Annotated in this window: 12 protein-coding genes; all 12 read left to right on the top strand. The window is 68.2% G+C overall.

Going from position 1 to position 16,045, the window contains the following annotated elements:
- Positions 1 to 169: 169 nt before the first annotated feature.
- The 12 genes from rsmH (at position 170) to ftsZ (ending at position 16,045) form a co-directional block, all read left to right on the top strand.
- Positions 170 to 1,159 carry a 16S rRNA (cytosine(1402)-N(4))-methyltransferase RsmH gene (gene rsmH, locus AHIS1636_RS03290; protein WP_264794382.1) on the top strand — a complete coding sequence of 330 codons (990 nt, stop codon included), beginning with the start codon at positions 170 to 172 and terminating at the stop codon, positions 1,157 to 1,159.
- Positions 1,156 to 1,845 (top strand): cell division protein FtsL, encoded by a 690-nt coding sequence (ftsL, locus tag AHIS1636_RS03285; RefSeq protein ID WP_507762585.1) that lies wholly within the window; start codon positions 1,156 to 1,158, stop codon positions 1,843 to 1,845. Before rsmH ends, ftsL begins: the two co-directional genes overlap by 4 nt.
- Before the next feature lie 35 nt (positions 1,846 to 1,880).
- Positions 1,881 to 3,659, top strand: a complete 1,779-nt coding sequence (locus AHIS1636_RS03280) for a peptidoglycan D,D-transpeptidase FtsI family protein (RefSeq protein ID WP_373875771.1) — start codon at positions 1,881 to 1,883, stop codon at positions 3,657 to 3,659.
- Positions 3,660 to 5,315: a UDP-N-acetylmuramoyl-L-alanyl-D-glutamate--2,6-diaminopimelate ligase gene (locus AHIS1636_RS03275; protein WP_373875770.1), complete on the top strand. Its 1,656-nt coding sequence runs from the start codon at positions 3,660 to 3,662 to the stop codon at positions 5,313 to 5,315.
- A 6-nt stretch (positions 5,316 to 5,321) separates the two neighbouring features.
- Positions 5,322 to 6,827: a UDP-N-acetylmuramoyl-tripeptide--D-alanyl-D-alanine ligase gene (locus AHIS1636_RS03270; protein WP_264794380.1), complete on the top strand. Its 1,506-nt coding sequence runs from the start codon at positions 5,322 to 5,324 to the stop codon at positions 6,825 to 6,827.
- Entirely contained in the window at positions 6,824 to 7,933 is a 1,110-nt protein-coding gene (gene mraY / locus AHIS1636_RS03265; protein ID WP_264794379.1) for a phospho-N-acetylmuramoyl-pentapeptide-transferase, read from the top strand. Before AHIS1636_RS03270 ends, mraY begins: the two co-directional genes overlap by 4 nt.
- Positions 7,915 to 9,474, top strand: a complete 1,560-nt coding sequence (murD, locus tag AHIS1636_RS03260) for a UDP-N-acetylmuramoyl-L-alanine--D-glutamate ligase (protein WP_264794378.1) — start codon at positions 7,915 to 7,917, stop codon at positions 9,472 to 9,474. The genes mraY and murD overlap by 19 nt, the downstream gene beginning before the upstream one ends.
- A 9-nt stretch (positions 9,475 to 9,483) precedes the next feature.
- The gene (ftsW, locus tag AHIS1636_RS03255) at positions 9,484 to 10,788 is read left to right on the top strand and encodes a putative lipid II flippase FtsW (protein WP_264794377.1); all 1,305 of its coding nucleotides are present in this window, start codon (positions 9,484 to 9,486) and stop codon (positions 10,786 to 10,788) included.
- A gap of 59 nt (positions 10,789 to 10,847) precedes the next feature.
- Entirely contained in the window at positions 10,848 to 11,957 is a 1,110-nt protein-coding gene (murG, locus tag AHIS1636_RS03250; protein ID WP_264794376.1) for an undecaprenyldiphospho-muramoylpentapeptide beta-N-acetylglucosaminyltransferase, read from the top strand.
- On the top strand, positions 11,954 to 13,384 hold the full coding sequence (gene murC / locus AHIS1636_RS03245; protein ID WP_264794375.1) for a UDP-N-acetylmuramate--L-alanine ligase: 1,431 nt from the start codon (positions 11,954 to 11,956) through the stop codon (positions 13,382 to 13,384). The genes murG and murC overlap by 4 nt, the downstream gene beginning before the upstream one ends.
- Positions 13,384 to 14,628 carry a cell division protein FtsQ/DivIB gene (locus tag AHIS1636_RS03240; protein ID WP_264794374.1) on the top strand — a complete coding sequence of 415 codons (1,245 nt, stop codon included), beginning with the start codon at positions 13,384 to 13,386 and terminating at the stop codon, positions 14,626 to 14,628. Before murC ends, AHIS1636_RS03240 begins: the two co-directional genes overlap by 1 nt.
- 208 nt (positions 14,629 to 14,836) lie before the next feature.
- Positions 14,837 to 16,045 (top strand): cell division protein FtsZ, encoded by a 1,209-nt coding sequence (ftsZ, locus tag AHIS1636_RS03235; RefSeq protein WP_264794373.1) that lies wholly within the window; start codon positions 14,837 to 14,839, stop codon positions 16,043 to 16,045.

Raw genomic sequence — 16,045 nt, 5'->3', positions numbered from 1 at the left:
AGGTAAACGGCAGATTCTTGAATGGGATCTCCAGCCGCCCAGCGTAACCACCTGGCTCACCTTCCCCTGAGCCAGGCGGGGCAAGCCAGGCGCGGATGGGGATCCGGTCCAAGAATCGTCGGGTTTAAAGGACAAGAGCACTTCCTACAGGCACAAGGAGCAAAACGGCATGAGCGATGAGCGTCCCACGGAGGACCGCCACATCCCTGTGCTACGCGATCGCTGCGTCAATCTCCTGGCCCCGTCCATCGAACGCGCAATCGAGGCCCGCGGCCGCGCCGTCGTCGTTGACGCCACGCTCGGCATGGGCGGGCATTCCGAGGCGCTCCTGACACGGTTCCCGAAGCTGCATCTCATCGGTATCGACCGCGACGAACAGGCCCTCGCCCTCGCCGGAGCCCGCCTGTCGGCTTTCGCGGAGCGCACCGACCTTGTCCACGCGGTCTACGACGAGGTCGCCGACGTAGTCCGCGACCTTGGATTCGCAAGCGTCGACGGCGTCCTTTTCGACCTCGGCGTGTCCTCCCTCCAGCTCGACGAGCGGGAACGGGGGTTCGCATACTCCTACGACGCGCCGCTCGACATGCGCATGGATACCAGTGCGGGACCGACGGCCGCCGATGTGGTCAACACCTATTCCCAGGACGACCTGGTCCGCATCATCCGCAAGTGGGGCGAAGAGAAGTTCGCCGGCCGGATCGCGGCGGCTATCGTGCGGGCGCGCGAGGAGGCGCCGCTGGCGACTACCGGCGAATTGGTGGAGGTGATCCGAGGGGTTGTTCCCGCGGCGGCTGCACGTAGCGGAGGCCATCCGGCCAAGCGGACCTTCCAGGCCCTCCGGATCGAAGTCAACGAGGAGCTTGACGTCCTTGACCGGGCGATCCCGGCGGCGCTGGAAGTTCTCGCCTTGGGCGGGCGTGTCGTGGTCATGTCGTACCACTCGCTCGAGGACAAGATCGTGAAAGGTTATTTCGCGGCTGGATCCCGGTCATCGGCTCCGGTGGGGTTCCCGGTGGAACTCGAGGAGCACAAGGCCCAGCTCAAGACGCTGACCAAGGGGACTGAAGTGCCGACGGCGGCAGAAATCGAAGAAAATCCGCGGGCGGCATCGGCCAGGCTGCGGGCGGTAGAGCGTATTCGGAACAGGAGTGCATCATGAGTGCTACAGCGCGCCAGGCGCGGCCGGCCACGGAAACCTACGTGCACGGCAGTACCGCGCAGGTGCTGGAGGGCAACCATGCCCGGCCGAAACCTGCCCAGACGCGCCGCACTCCGCTGGCACTCGTACCCTCCGGACCGGCTCGCCGCCGGGTCCCGTTTGCCGTCTTCTGCTTCGCCGTGCTCGTTGCCGCCCTGGGCAGCGTGCTGATGCTGAACATCTCGGTGTCGGGCGGCCAGTACGAAATCGTCCAGCTGCGCGGGGAACAGGTCGCGCTCGCCCAGCAGAACGAAAAACTGACACAGGAACTCGAGAATCGCCAAGCTCCCCAGAATCTGGCCGCGGAGGCGGCAGAATTGGGCATGGTGGTTTCTCCCTCGGTTGGTTCCATCGACTTGGAAACAATGAAGGTGAACGGAAAGCCGCAAGCTGCCCAGAAGAAGGACGGGTCCGCTCCGAAACAGCAAGTGGAGCGTCCCGAGCTTCCGGCCGAGGTTCCCGCCATCCGTCCGGAGGCCAAAACTCCGGACGAACCGGTGCAGAAGGAGAAGCCGGCAGCCGCGCAGGACAGCGAGCCTGCACCGGCTGAGAAGAAGCCGGCTGGCGATCAGAAGCCGGTTCAGTTCAGCGAAGCTGAGCTGAACGGCGGAACCATCCCGGCTCCGAAGCAGAAAACAGGGCAGTAATACGACAAGCCCGCGAGGACAGGCAAGGATGAGTAGTGGCAGCTGGTAAGGCCAACGTCCAAGACAGTCAACGGGCACACACAACGGCCAGGCGGCTGCGGGCAGGGCTGGCCATCGTCATGGTCCTGCTGGTCATCCTCGGCGCGAGGCTGTTCCAGCTGCAGGGCCTGGATACAGCCGGCATGGCCCAGGCCGCCGTCGACAAGCGCTTGCGGACGTCCGAGATCCCGGCGCTGCGCGGCGAGATCCTGGATGCGAACAATACCGTGCTCGCGCGCAGCGTGCAGCGCTTCGACATCGTGGTGGACCAGCGGCTGGTCGAGGACTTCGAGCGGTTCAATCCCAAGACCAAGCAGCTGGAACAGGTCAAGATCGACGGGGAAATCAAGAAACTGGCCGGTATCCTCGGCCAGGACGTGGAGACTGTCAAAAAGGCCGTCGTCGGCGACTTGCCGTTCAACTACGTTGCAAAGTCGGTGACGCCTGACATCCAGGAGAAGGTGGAAAACCTCGCCTTCCCGGGGCTGCAGTCGCGCGAGACGACGACGCGGAGCTACCCGATGGGGCAGGTGGCGGGTTCCATTGTCGGCTTCCTCGGTTCCGATGGCAGCCCTCTTGAGGGCATTGAAGCCACCCAGCAGGATCTGCTCGAGGGCACACCCGGGGAACGGACCTTCGAGATCGGTGCCGACGGCATCCGCATCCCGGTAGCCACCAACGAGGAAACCCCTGCCGAGGACGGCCAAAGCGTCCGCCTGACGCTGAATTCCGACCTGCAGTGGTACGCCCAGGAAGCCATCGCGGCGCAGGTGAAGGAGTACGGCGCGGACTACGGCACCATCGTGGCCATGAACGCCAAGACCGGTGACATCATCGCCATGGCGGACTCGGAAACCGTGGACCCCAACGATCCGGGGGCCACGAAGGACGGGATGCGCCAATCGCTCGCGGCGACCAGGGCCTTCGAACCCGGATCGACGACGAAGATGATCACCATGGCCGCCGCCATCGAAGAGGGGATCACCACACCGACCACGAAGTACAAGATCCCGCCGAAGTACACCGTCAACGACCAGACCTTCACCGATGCGCTGCCGCACGGCACCGAGACCCGCACGACGGCGGGCATCTTCGCCAAGTCGCTCAACACCGGCACGGTCATGATCGGCGAACAGCTGACCCGCCAGCAGCGCTACGACTACCTGCGCAGGTTCGGCATCGGGGAGCAATACGACATCGGTATCCCGGGCACGACGCCGGGTCTGCTGGCCAAGCCCGACCAGTGGGACGGCAGGCAGGAATTCACCGTTCTCTTCGGCCAGGGCCTGGCTCAGACGGCGCTGCACACTGCCACGGCGTACGCCACGATTGCCAACGGCGGGATGCGCATGAAGCCGCGCCTGATCGACGCCTACATCGACCCGGACGGCACGGAGCACGAAGTGCCGCGGGAGGAAGGCACGCGCGCGGTATCCAATGAGACCGCGGACCAGGTCCAGGACATGCTCGAGACGATGGCGAACCAGGGCGGCGGGCTGCCGGGTAAAGTTGAGGACTACCGGATGGGGGCGAAGACGGGTACCGCCGAGGCTCCTTCCGAGGATGGCGGGTTCAGCGGTTACACGATCTCCTACGCAGGCATTGCCCCGATGGAGGACCCTGAGTACGTGGTAGTGGCGACCATCCAGCGGCCCGAGGGCGGCGTGTTCTCGCTGACCGCGGGGCCGGTCTTCAAGAAGGTCATGGGACAGGTGCTCAGCACGTACAACGTCCCGCCGTCCGACACCAAGCCGGTCAAACTGCCGCTCGAATAGATGATTCTGGAGAACTTTGTGAGCACCACCCCTCGTCCGCCGCGCCGTTCTGCCTCGCCCATGAGGCCCGAACTGGTCGAACCGGTCACCTTGGGCACCTTGCGGGAGGCGCTGGCCGATGCGGGATTCGCGCCGCTCGCGGCGTCGGACGGCGTCGACTGGGGCACCGAGGTCACGGGCATCTCCATGGATTCGCGCAGCGTCGAACCGGGGGATTTGTACGTGGCCCTCGGGGGTGCCAACCGCCACGGGGCGGAGTTCGCCTCCCAGGTCGCGGCGGCCGGCGCAGCGGCGATCCTCACGGACGACGACGGCGTGCGGCTCGTCGAGGCATCGGGGCTGTCCGGCGTCCCGGTCCTGACCGCCGGCGGCCTCCGCGACCTGGTCGGACCGCTGTCGGCGCGGATCTTCAATAGCCAGCCGGCCGATGCGCCGCGGCCCCAGCTCTTCGGCGTGACCGGGACCAACGGCAAGACCACGACGACGTACTTCGTCAACTCGCTGCTGAAGTCCCTTGGCAAGACCACCGGCCTGATCGGCACGATCGAGATCGTTGCCGGGGACCAGCCGATTCCGAGCGCCCTGACCACCCCGGAATCGCCGCAGGTCCACGGCATCCTCGCCCTGATGCGCGAACGCGGCCTCGACGCGGCGGCCATGGAGGTGTCCTCGCACGCCATCTCCTACCGGCGCGTGGACGGCGTGCGCTATGACGTCGCCGGCTTCACCAACCTCACGCAGGACCATCTGGACCTGCACGGCAGCATGGAGGACTATTTCCTCACCAAGGCCAAGCTGTTCACGCCGCAGCGGGCGAGCAGGGCGGTCGTCTGCGTGGATGACGAATGGGGCCGGCTTTTGGCCGGGAAGTCCGGGGTCGAGACCGTGACCTTGGCCACGCAGGGCAGCCTGGAGGCGGACTGGTCCGTCCGCGCGGTCGAGCGCGTCGGCCTGGGGCACCGGTTCGAGCTGCACGGACCGGGAGTCCAGGTGCTGCAGGCCCGGACCGGGCTGCCGGGCACTTTCAACGTCTCCAACGCGGCGCTGGCCCTGGTGATGCTGCTGGCTTCCGGGGTCGAGTCCGCGCGGCTGCAGCACGCCCTCGACACGGCCGACCCGCTGACTGTGGAGGTTCCGGGACGGATGCAGCTGGTCGGCGCCGAACCGGCCGCCATCGTCGACTTCGCGCACAATCCTGACGCCCTCGAACGTACGCTCGCCTCGGTGCGCCGCCCCGAGGAGGGGTCCAGGGTGATCATCGTGTTCGGTGCCACCGGCGAACGCGACCAGACGAAACGCCCGCTGATGGGAGCGATCGCGGCGCGGCTGGCCGACGTCGTGATTGTCACGGATGACGACCCCCACGGCGAGGACGAACAGACCATCCGCAACGGCGTATTGGCCGGGGCCGAGGAGGCCGTCCGGACGCGTGCCCTGGCAACCCAGGTGCTGGAAGTCTTCCCACGTGGGAACGCGATTGACCGTGCCGTGGCGATGGCCGGGCCGGCCGACACCGTGCTGGTCGCCGGCCGCGGCCACGAGGTCTTCCAGGAGGTCAAGGGGGTCAACCTGGAACTCGACGACCGGGTCGAACTGCGCCGCGCGTTGCGCCGGCACGGATTCTCTGCCCTCGGCGCCGAGGCGGTAGAGTCCTAGATCGTCATGATTGAACTTACTGCAGCCGAAATCGCGGCAATGACGGGCGGCCGCCTCACGGGCGAGCCGGTGGATGGCTCGGCGGACACCGCGTCGGTGACGGTGGATTCCGCCGTGACCGATTCGCGCGAGGCCGGCCCCGGAAGCCTGTTCGTAGCCAAGCCGGGGGAGAGCACGGACGGCCACCGTTTCGTGCTGCCCGCCTTCGGCTCCGGAGCCGTGCTGGCCCTGACGGAGCGGGAAGTGACGGACGACGGCGGCCGCGTCCTTCCGCAGGTCGTCGTGCCGGACGCCGTGGAGGCCATGGGTGCCATCGCCGCCGGCATCCTCGAGCGGCTGCGGGCGAACGGCCCGCTGGATATCGTGGGCATCACCGGGAGCGCCGGCAAGACCACGACCAAGGACCTGCTGGCCGGGATCCTGGCCCAGGCCGGCCCGACCGTCGCTCCCGTCGGCTCCTACAACGGCGAAGTCGGCGTTCCGCTCACCATCTTCAACACGGACTTCGACACCCGGTACCTGGTGGTCGAGATGGGCGCGACCGGAATTGGCCACATCACCTACCTGACGGACATGGTGAAGCCGCACACCGGCGTCGTTCTCTGCGTCGGTTCGGCCCACGCCGGGGAGTTCGGCGGGGTGGAGAACATTGCCCGTGCCAAGGGCGAACTCGTCGAGGCGCTGCAGCCCGAAGGAACCGCCGTGCTCAACGCGGATGACCAGCGGGTGCGGGCGATGAGCTCCCGGACCTCGGCGCACCAGCTCTTCTTCACCTCGGACGACGAATTCGCCCCCGAGGCGCCGGACGCACAGGTCATCCGGGCCACCGGGCTCGGGACCACGGCCGACGGCCACCCCGAATTCGACCTGGTGTTCCCGAGCGGGGAACGCAGGCACGTCCGCTCCGGCCTGATCGGCAGCCACCACGTGGCCAACCTGCTCGCGGCGGCCTCGGCGGCGTGGTCGCTGGGCATCAGCGCCGATTTGATCGCCTCCGGCCTGGAAGGCCGCGGTCCGGCCAGCAGGTGGCGGATGGAGCGCACCGAACGTCCCGACGGCGTCACGGTCATCAACGACGCCTACAACGCGAATCCGGAGTCCATGCGCGCCGCGCTGCGGACCCTCGCCGAACTGGGGCGGGGCGAAGGACGGCGGACCTGGGCGGTGCTCGGTGAAATGCTGGAACTCGGCGATGACGCCGTGCTTGAGCACGACGCGATCGGCCGCATCGTGGTGCGGCTGAACATCGCCCGGCTGATCGTGGTCGGTTCGGGTGCCAAGGCCATGCACAACGCGGCGGTGATGGAAGGGTCCTGGGGCGACGAGTCGATGTTCGTCGAGACGCCCGAGGACGCCTACCGGGTGCTGCAGGACGAACTGCTGCCAGGCGATCTCGTGCTCTTCAAATCATCCAATGGAGCCGGACTTCGGTTCCTCGGCGACCGGGTGGCCCAGGGTGGCGCCGGTGGGGCCGGTTCCCAGCCTGCAGAGGAAGAAGGCCTGCCCGCATGATCGCCCTGCTGATCGGCTCGGCTCTATCGCTGGTGCTGGCCCTCGTTGGCACGCCCCTCTTCATTAAGCTGCTGGTGCGCCGGGGCTACGGCCAGTTCATCCGCGACGATGGACCGACCTCGCACCACACCAAGCGCGGGACGCCTACCATGGGCGGCGCGGTCATCGTGGCGGCAGTGATTGCCTCCTACCTGCTAACGCACCTGGTCGAATGGATGATCAGCCCGTCGCACACGGGGCCGACGGCGTCCGGGTGGGTGCTGCTGCTGCTCATGGGCGGCATGGGCCTGGTCGGCTTCGCGGACGACTTCCTGAAGATCTCGAACCAGCGCAGCCTCGGCCTGCGCGCCTGGCAGAAGATCGTCCTGCAGGGCATCGTCGGCGTGGCCTTCGCCATCCTCGCCCTCAACTTCCCGAACGAGGCGGGGCGGACGCCCGCGTCGATGAAAATCTCGTTCGTGCGGGACATCCCGTGGCTTGACCTGGCCTTCGCAGGAACCGTGCTGGGCGCCATCCTGTTCGTGATCTGGTCCAACCTGATTGTCACGGGTGCCACCAACGGCGTGAACCTCACGGATGGCCTGGACGGGCTGGCCGCCGGTGCTTCCGTCATGGTCTTTGCCGCCTACATGCTGATGGGTATCTGGCAGTTCAACCAGACCTGCGGCTCCGTCAAGGTGCCGGGAGAGGTCTGCTACGAAGTGCGCGATCCGCTGGACCTGGCGCTCCTGGCGGGCACCTTGATGGGCGCGCTCGTCGGCTTCCTCTGGTGGAACACCTCGCCGGCCAAGATCTTCATGGGAGACACCGGTTCGCTGGCCATCGGCGGGGCCGTGGCAGGCTTCGCCATCCTCTCCCGCACCGAGCTGCTGCTGGTGGTGCTGGCCGGGCTGTTCGTGCTCATCAGCATGTCCGTCATCATCCAGGTGGCCTACTTCAAGCTCAGCGGCGGCAAGCGGGTCTTCAAGATGGCGCCGCTGCAGCACCATTTCGAGCTCAAGGGCTGGGCCGAGGTGACCGTGGTGGTCCGCTTCTGGATCATCGCCGGCCTGTGCGTTGCCGCCGGACTGGGCATCTTCTACGCGGAATGGGTTGTGGGACTGTGAGCACGCACGGAAGCCGGCTGGACGAACTGACGACGTGGGACGCCGACTGGGCGGGCCTGCGCGTCGTCGTAACCGGCATCGGACTAAGCGGTTTTTCCGCCGCGGACACGCTGATCGAACTCGGCGCCCGGGTCGTCGTCGTGGACGGACGCGACTCCGAGGGGAACCGCGCCAAGGCCGACACGCTGGACATCGTCGGCGCCCGGCAGGTGCTGCTGGGCGGCTCGGCCGCCGAGACCCTGCCGCTGGTTGACGGGGAGCCGGCCGAACTCATTGTGACCTCGCCGGGCTGGAGCCCCGAACAGCCCCTGCTGGCCGCCGCGGCGGCTGCCGGCATCCCGATCTGGGGGGACGTCGAACTGGCCTGGCGGGTCCGTGAGAAGGCGGGCCGCAAGACCGCCGAGTGGCTGGCCATCACCGGCACGAACGGCAAGACCACCACGGTAGGCCTGACCGCATCGATGCTGCAGGCCGCGGGTCTCAGGGCGATCGCCGCCGGCAACGTGGGCACGCCCATCCTGGATGCAGTCAGGGACCCCGAGGGCTACGATGTGATCGCCGTCGAACTGTCCAGCTTCCAGCTGCACTGGTCGCATTCCCTCTCCCCGCTGGCCAGCGTCTGCCTCAACGTAGCCCAGGACCACGTCGACTGGCACGGTTCGTACGGGAACTACCTGGCGGACAAGGCCAAGGTCTATGCCAACACCCGCGTGGCCTGCGTCTACAACGCCGAGCAGCGGGAAACCGAGTCGATGGTCGAAGAGGCGGACGTCGTCGAGGGCTGCCGGGCCATCGGCTTCACCACGGGGATGCCGGCGATCAGCATGGTGGGCGTTGTGGAGGACCTGCTGGTGGACCGCGCGTTCATTGAGCAGCGCAAGGACTCCGCCGCCGAACTGGCCGCCATCTCCGACCTCGGCGAAGTGGCTCCGCGCCATCTGGTGGCGAACGCACTGGCCGCGGCGGCGCTCGTGCGGGCGTATGGAGTCGAACCCGCCGCGGTGCGGGAAGGCATCCGGTCTTTCGATCCCGGCGCGCACCGGATCCAGAAGGTCGCCGAACGGCACGGAGTGCTGTGGATCAACGATTCCAAGGCGACCAACCCCCACGCCGCCTCGGCCTCCCTGGCTGCCTTCCCGTCGGTCGTGTGGATCGCCGGCGGCCTGTCCAAGGGCGTGGACTACGCCGAACTCGTGTCCCTGCACGCCGCCAGGCTCAAGGCCGCCGTCATCATCGGAGTGGACAGCGCCGGCCTTCTGGCGGCCCTGGAACGACACGCGCCGGATGTCCCGGTAATCGCGGTTCCGCCGCGAGAGACTGGGAGCGGGCAGCCTGGCGGAAGCGGAGAGGCGCTGGCGGGCGGCGATCGGATCATGGCGCGCGCGGTCGAGGCCGCAGCGCAGATCGCCTCCGATGGCGACACCGTGCTCATGGCTCCGGCGGCTGCTTCGATGGATCAGTTCAGGTCCTATGCCGACCGCGGCGATGCATTCATTGAAGCCGTACGCGGACTTGGGGAAGGACCGGCGCAGACCGGATAAGGAGTACTGATGGTCACCACGCCTACCCGGGGCTCGTCCCGGAAGCCGGCGTCGAAGGCCGCGGCAGGAAATACCGCGGTGTCGGCCGGCGGGCAGCGGCCTGCGGCTCCACCCCGGGAGCCGCGCGCGGCGTGGCTGGTCAAGGCCAAGGCCCTGCTGGACCGGGCCGACGGCGCGGACCGCGAGCCGTCGGGGTTCAGCTACTACCTGATCCTGGGTTCGGCGCTGGCGCTGACCGCGATCGGCCTGCTCATGGTGCTCTCGTCGTCGGCCGTGGAATCGATTGCCGAGGGCGCCTCGCCCTTCGACCTGTTCATGAAGCAGGGCCTCTTCGCCGCGGGCGGCATCATCCTGATGCTGGTACTGTCCCGTCTCAGTATTCCCACCTACAAGAAACTTGGCTGGCCTGCCCTGGGGCTCTCGCTCGCGCTGCTGGTACTGGTGTTCACGCCGCTTGGCGTCAACGTGAACGGCAACCGGAACTGGATCCAGCTTGCGCCAGGCGTTACCGCCCAGCCTTCGGAGGCGGCCAAACTTGCCCTCGGCCTGTGGATCGCGTGCATCCTCGTCCGCAAGGGTCCGCTGCTGCACGAGTGGAAGCACCTGGTGGTGCCCGTGCTACCGGTCGGCGGACTGGTGGTCCTGCTGGTCCTGGCCGGGAACGACCTGGGCACCGCCATGATCATCATGCTCATCGTCGCCGGCGCGCTGTTCTTCGGCGGAGCGCGGATGAAGCTGTTCGCCATCGCCGGCGCCACCGCCGTTGCCGGCGTGCTGCTGCTGGCGATCACCAGCCCCAACCGCGTGGCCCGCATCACCATGTGGCTGGACCAGAGCTGCGACGATACGACCGGGCTGAACATGCAGTCCTGCAACGGCCTCTTCGCCCTCGCCTCCGGCGGCTGGTGGGGCGTGGGCCTGGGCCAGAGCCGGCAGAAGTACAGCTGGATTCCCGAGGCGCACAACGACTACATCTTCGCCATCATCGGCGAGGAGCTGGGACTGCTCGGCACACTGGTGGTGGTCGCGCTCTTCGGCATCCTCGCCGTCGCTATTGTCCGTACAGTGATGCGCCGCGACGATGCGTTCGTGCGGATCTTCGGCGGGGCCATCATGGTCTGGATCATCGGGCAGGCCTTCGTCAACATGGGGGTTGTCACGGGGCTGCTGCCGGTCATCGGCGTGCCGCTGCCGTTCATCTCCTACGGCGGGTCGGCTTTGACCATCACGCTTGCCGCCGTGGGGGTACTGTTGTCCTTTGCGCGGCCGGACGCCAAACGGGCCGCGCAGGCAAAAAAGGTCCGCCGGGCCTGAACTGCCCGTGGCCGCCCCGCAATTTTTTGTCCCGAAACAGAAGGTACCCAAGCACCAAGATGAACTCCCCGAACCTTTCCGTGGTTCTCGCTGGCGGCGGTACAGCCGGGCACATCAGCCCCCTGCTCGCGATCGCCCGGGCCATCCGGACCGATGAACCCGACGCGCGGATCCTGGCGGTCGGCACCGCGGCCGGCATGGAAACCCGCCTGGTCCCCGCCGCAGGGTTCGAGCTGACGACCATTGAGCGGGTCCCGATGCCGCGGCGTCCCTCGCTGGACCTGCTGAAGCTTCCGTTCAAGTTCGCGGCCGCCGTCAGGCAGGCCCGCGGAATCATCGAACAGGCCGGTGCGGACGTCGTGGTCGGCGTCGGCGGCTACGTCAGCACACCCATGTACATCGCCGCGCGCCGGGCCAACGTCCCGATGGTGATCCACGAAGCGAACGCGCGGCCGGGGCTGGCCAACCGGGTGGGCGCCCGGCTGACGCGGCATGTCGCGGTGGCCTTCCGGAGCACGCGGCTGCCCCATGCCGCCTGGGTGGGAATGCCGATGCGCACGGAAATCTCCTCGCTGGACCGGGCCGCCCGGCGGCCGGCGGCGCGCGAACGGCTGAAACTGGCGGCGGACAAGCCCACCCTGATCGTCACCGGCGGCTCTTCCGGAGCAGCCAGCATCAACCGCACGATCTCGGCGGCGCTCCCGGCGCTGGCGGACGCCGGGATCCAGACCCTGCACATCACGGGGCGGGGCAAGCAGCAGCTGGACGGGGCGGGTTCCCCCCTGGCCGCCCCCGGCTACAAGCAGGTCGAATATGTCGACGGCATGGAGGATGTCTACGCCGCGGCGGACCTGCTCCTGGCCCGGGCCGGTGCCGCTACTGTCTGCGAAGTGGCCGCCGTCGGCCTGCCCGCGGTGCTGGTGCCGCTGCCGCACGGCAACGGCGAGCAGGCGCTCAACGCGGCGGACCTGGTCGGAGCCGGCGGCGCCGTCCTCGTCCGGGACCAGGACTTTACCGCGGAATGGGTCGAGGCCAACGTGCCGGCCCTGCTCAAGGACCCTGCCCGGCTGGAAGCCATGGCGGCCGCCGGACGAGGCCTGGGGATCAGGGACGCGGACCAGCGCATGGCAAAGATGGTCTTCGAGGCCGCAGGGGAGGGGAACCGATGAAAGCCGCAGACTTCCACACCACCACGAGGCTGGCCTTCGAAGACCTGGGCCGGGTCCACTTCATCGGCATCGGCGGTGCCGGCATGTCCGCCATCGCCCGGATCCTGCTGGCCCGCGGCGTGGCCGTCTCCGGTTCCGACAGCAAGGACTCGCGCACGCTCCGGCAGCTTGAGGAACTTGGCGCCGTGGTCCACGTTGGCCACGACGGGCGGAACATCGCCGGCGCGGACACCGTGGTGGTCTCCACTGCCATCCGGCCGGACAACCCCGAGCTCGAGGCGGCGGTCGCGGGCGGGTTGAACATCATCCACCGCTCCGTGGCGCTGGCGTCCTCGATGGGGTCGCAGGAACTGATCGCCGTCGCGGGGACGCACGGCAAGACAACGACGACGGCGATGGTCACCGTGATGCTGCAAAGCGCCGGCCGCGAGCCCTCCTTCGCCATCGGCGGCGACGTCGCCGCGCTCGGCGTCAACGCCGCCCACGGAACCGGCGGAATCTTCGTGGCCGAAGCGGACGAGTCGGACGGGTCTTTCCTCAACTACTTGCCGAAGACCATCATCGTCACGAACGTGGAGGCGGACCACCTCGACCACTATGGCTCGGCCGAGTCCGTCTATGCCTCGTTCGACAGTTTCGCCGGGCTCCTGCCTCAGGATGGCGTGCTGGTCGTGTGCCTCGACGATCCCGGGGCCCGTGCCCTGGCCGAGCGCTTCCGGGCGCGCGGCACCGGACAGCGGATCGTCGGCTACGGCTATGCCGAAGACGCGGACGTCCGCATTCGGGACAGCCGCTTCGATGCGGCGTCGAGTTCCAGCACCCTCGAATTCGACGGCGGTACCCAGGAGCTGAGGCTGCAGGTGCCGGGCGAGCACAATATCCGCAATGCCGCTGCTGCCTTCGCGGCCGGGCTCGGCGTCGGGTTGGAACCCGCGGCTGCCGCGGCCGGACTCGCCGGCTTTACCGGGGCAGCCCGCCGGTTCGAGGCGCGCGGCGAAGCCGGCGGCGTCCGCGTCTTCGACGACTACGCCCATCACCCCACCGAGGTTGAGGCGGCGCTCCAGGCAGCCCGGCGGGTGGCCCAGGGCCATCAAGTCCACGTGCTGTTCCAGCCACACTTGTTCTCCCGGACCCGCGAGTTCGCCGCCGACTTCGCCAAGGCGCTGTCGCTGGCGGACAGCGTGGCGGTGCTGGACATCTACCCGGCCCGCGAGGACCCCATCCCCGGCGTCACCAGCGAGCTGATCACCGAGCGGCTGGACACGTCGGGCGGCTACGAGCCCGATCCGGACCACGCCGTCCTGGCCGTGGCCGGGCGCGCGCAGCCCGGCGACATCGTGATGACCATCGGGGCAGGGGACGTCACGCAATACGGACCGCGGCTCGTGGAGGACCTGGCCCGCCGGACAGCGGACGGCCGCCACTGATGGCGGTCCGGAAGCCGCGCAAGCCCGCCACGCCCAAGGCTGCTCCGGGTTCCGGCGGTGCCGGCGCCGCTTCGCGGCCGGCCCGGCCGGCAGCGGGTTCCGGCGTCCAGCCGCCCGCGGACCCCGGGAAGCGCACCGGCGAGGGGCACCGGAATCCGGATCCCCCGAAGCGCTCCTCCGGCCCGAGGGGCGCCGGGCAGGAACCCTCCGGGGCGGAGCCCGGCACCGTCCGGATCAACTCGGGCAAGGTCACGGCCATGGGCGTCAAGAGCAGCACGGCGACGAGCGCCACCAAGGCTCTGCCCGAGCCTCCGGAAGGCAGCAGCGGCAAGACCGGCGCCGGCTGGCGAGCCCTCGCTTGGGGGAAAACGGGCCGGGTATCGGAGAGGGAGGCCGGCGGACGCAGCGGCGGCTCGGGAAGACCGGCCGCCGGCGGCGGGACGATCGCCGGGGGCAGCCGACCGGCCGCCAAGCCCACCAGGCAGCGCAAGGCCGTGACGGCGTCGTCCGTGGACGACGCAGCACGGACGGTCGTCGCGTTCCCCGAGTCTCCCAGGCGCAAACTGCGCCGACGGCTGCTCATCGGCGGTGCCACCGCGATAGTCCTCTTCGTCGGGCTGCTTGCCGTCCTGGTCTTTTCCCCGGTGCTGGCGGTCCAGGCAGTGAGCGTCAGCGGGACCGACCTGACTCCGAAGGCACAGGTCGTGGCCGCCCTGGAGCCGCTGAAGGGCAAACCTCTGCCGCAGGTCAGCGACAAGGAGGTCAGGGCGCTGCTGAGCAAGTTTCCCGCGGTGCATGATGTCGCAGTCGAGGCGAAACCGCCGTCCGAACTCGGCGTCAAGGTGATCGAGCACCCGCCGGTGGCGCTGCTGGAGACCGGCAAGAAGTTTGCCCTGGTCAACTCGGACGGCAAGCGGCTGGCGACGGTCGGGAAGCGGACGGACGCCGAACTCCCGCTGATCGACGACAGCACGGTCGCCGACGACCGGGAGATTTTCCGGACGTTGACGACGGTCCTGGGCGCCTTGCCGCAGGATGTGCTGGCGGAGCTGGAACACGCCTCCGCCAAGACCGTGGACTCCGTCCAGCTGCAGCTGACCAACGGCAAGAAGGTCATCTGGGGCAACGCCGACCAGCTGGACTTGAAGGCGAAGGTCTTCGAAGTGCTGCTTAAGGCGGAGGAGCCGGAGGGCGGTATTACGGTATACGACGTCTCGACACCGACGCGGCCGGTCACGAGATGAGCAATAGAAACGCAGTTGGACGACACGCGGCGGCTGGTCATTGCATGAGGGCAATGATGCCAATAGCGTCTCGGAATAGAAGTAGCTTGACATAACTCTAACCCTCAACCTGAGAGTTAACGTTATGCCAGGCGAACCGATGGGCTGGCGGCTCGCTCCGGCCTGGAGGACAAGACCAGAGCAGAGATACGAACAAGGGACACAGGACGTGGCAGCACCGCAAAATTACTTGGCCGTCATCAAGGTCGTCGGCATCGGCGGCGGTGGCGTGAACGCCGTCAACCGCATGATCGAGGTGGGACTCCGCGGAGTCGAGTTCATCGCGATCAATACAGATGCTCAGGCCCTGCTCATGAGCGACGCCGACGTCAAGCTCGACGTCGGCCGTGAACTTACCCGGGGCCTCGGCGCCGGGGCGGATCCTGAGGTCGGCCGCAAGGCGGCCGAGGACCACGCCGAAGAGATCGAGGAAGTCCTGCGCGGCGCGGACATGGTGTTCGTGACCGCCGGCGAGGGCGGCGGCACGGGCACCGGCGGTGCGCCGGTAGTGGCCCGCATCGCGCGTTCGCTGGGCGCTCTGACCATCGGCGTGGTCACCCGGCCCTTCACCTTCGAGGGTCGCCGCCGGTCCAACCAGGCGGAAAGCGGCATCGAGACCCTTCGGGACGAAGTCGATACGTTGATCGTCATCCCGAACGACCGGCTGCTCTCCATCAGCGACCGCAATGTTTCCATGCTGGATGCCTTCCGCTCGGCGGACCAGGTCCTGCTCTCCGGTGTCCAGGGCATCACCGACCTCATCACCACGCCCGGCTTGATCAACCTCGACTTCGCCGACGTCAAGTCCGTCATGCAGGGCGCGGGCTCGGCGCTGATGGGCATCGGCTCGGCCCGCGGGGAAGACCGTGCAGTCAAGGCGGCGGAACTGGCCATCGCCTCGCCGCTGCTCGAGGCCTCCATCGACGGCGCGCACGGTGTGCTGCTGTCGATCCAGGGCGGCTCCGACCTCGGCCTGTTCGAGATCAACGAAGCGGCCCGCCTGGTCCAGGAGGTCGCGCACCCGGAGGCGAACATCATCTTCGGCGCCGTGATCGACGATGCGCTCGGAGACGAAGCGCGCGTGACCGTCATCGCCGCCGGCTTCGACCAGGTGGACGTCACCTCCGCGGCCCAGCCCGCCCACAAGCCTGCTGCTGCCGCCCCGGCTGCCCCTTCCGTGCCGCCTTCGCAGCCGGCCGCGGAGCCGGTCGAAGCGCAGGCTGCGTCCGGCGCGGCCAGGTCGTGGGGCCACGGCGGTCCCCGTGGCTACGACCTGCCGGCTGACGCAGGATTCGACGTGGACCTTCCGGCCGTCGTCGAACCGGACCTGGCAGCCGGCCGCGCCGATGACCTGGACGTTCCCGACTTCCTGAAGTAG

Source organism: Arthrobacter mangrovi, assembly GCF_026011795.1.
In the GTDB taxonomy this organism is placed as follows: Bacteria; Actinomycetota; Actinomycetes; order Actinomycetales; family Micrococcaceae; genus Crystallibacter; species Crystallibacter mangrovi.
Note: the sequence above shows the minus strand (reverse complement) of the source record. Positions and strands in the feature narration are given on the sequence as shown.

Bases quoted from the DNA above. Each gene is read 5' to 3' on its own strand.
- AHIS1636_RS03270 (WP_264794380.1), top strand. From the start codon at position 5,322: ATGATTGAACTTACTGCAGCCGAAATCGCGGCAATGACGGGCGGCCGC.
- murC (WP_264794375.1), top strand. From the start codon at position 11,954: ATGAAAGCCGCAGACTTCCACACCACCACGAGGCTGGCCTTCGAAGAC.
- mraY (WP_264794379.1), top strand. From the start codon at position 6,824: ATGATCGCCCTGCTGATCGGCTCGGCTCTATCGCTGGTGCTGGCCCTC.
- ftsW (WP_264794377.1), top strand. From the start codon at position 9,484: ATGGTCACCACGCCTACCCGGGGCTCGTCCCGGAAGCCGGCGTCGAAG.
- AHIS1636_RS03240 (WP_264794374.1), top strand. From the start codon at position 13,384: ATGGCGGTCCGGAAGCCGCGCAAGCCCGCCACGCCCAAGGCTGCTCCG.
- murG (WP_264794376.1), top strand. From the start codon at position 10,848: ATGAACTCCCCGAACCTTTCCGTGGTTCTCGCTGGCGGCGGTACAGCC.
- rsmH (WP_264794382.1), top strand. From the start codon at position 170: ATGAGCGATGAGCGTCCCACGGAGGACCGCCACATCCCTGTGCTACGC.
- ftsL (WP_507762585.1), top strand. From the start codon at position 1,156: ATGAGTGCTACAGCGCGCCAGGCGCGGCCGGCCACGGAAACCTACGTG.
- murD (WP_264794378.1), top strand. From the start codon at position 7,915: ATGGGTTGTGGGACTGTGAGCACGCACGGAAGCCGGCTGGACGAACTG.
- AHIS1636_RS03275 (WP_373875770.1), top strand. From the start codon at position 3,660: ATGATTCTGGAGAACTTTGTGAGCACCACCCCTCGTCCGCCGCGCCGT.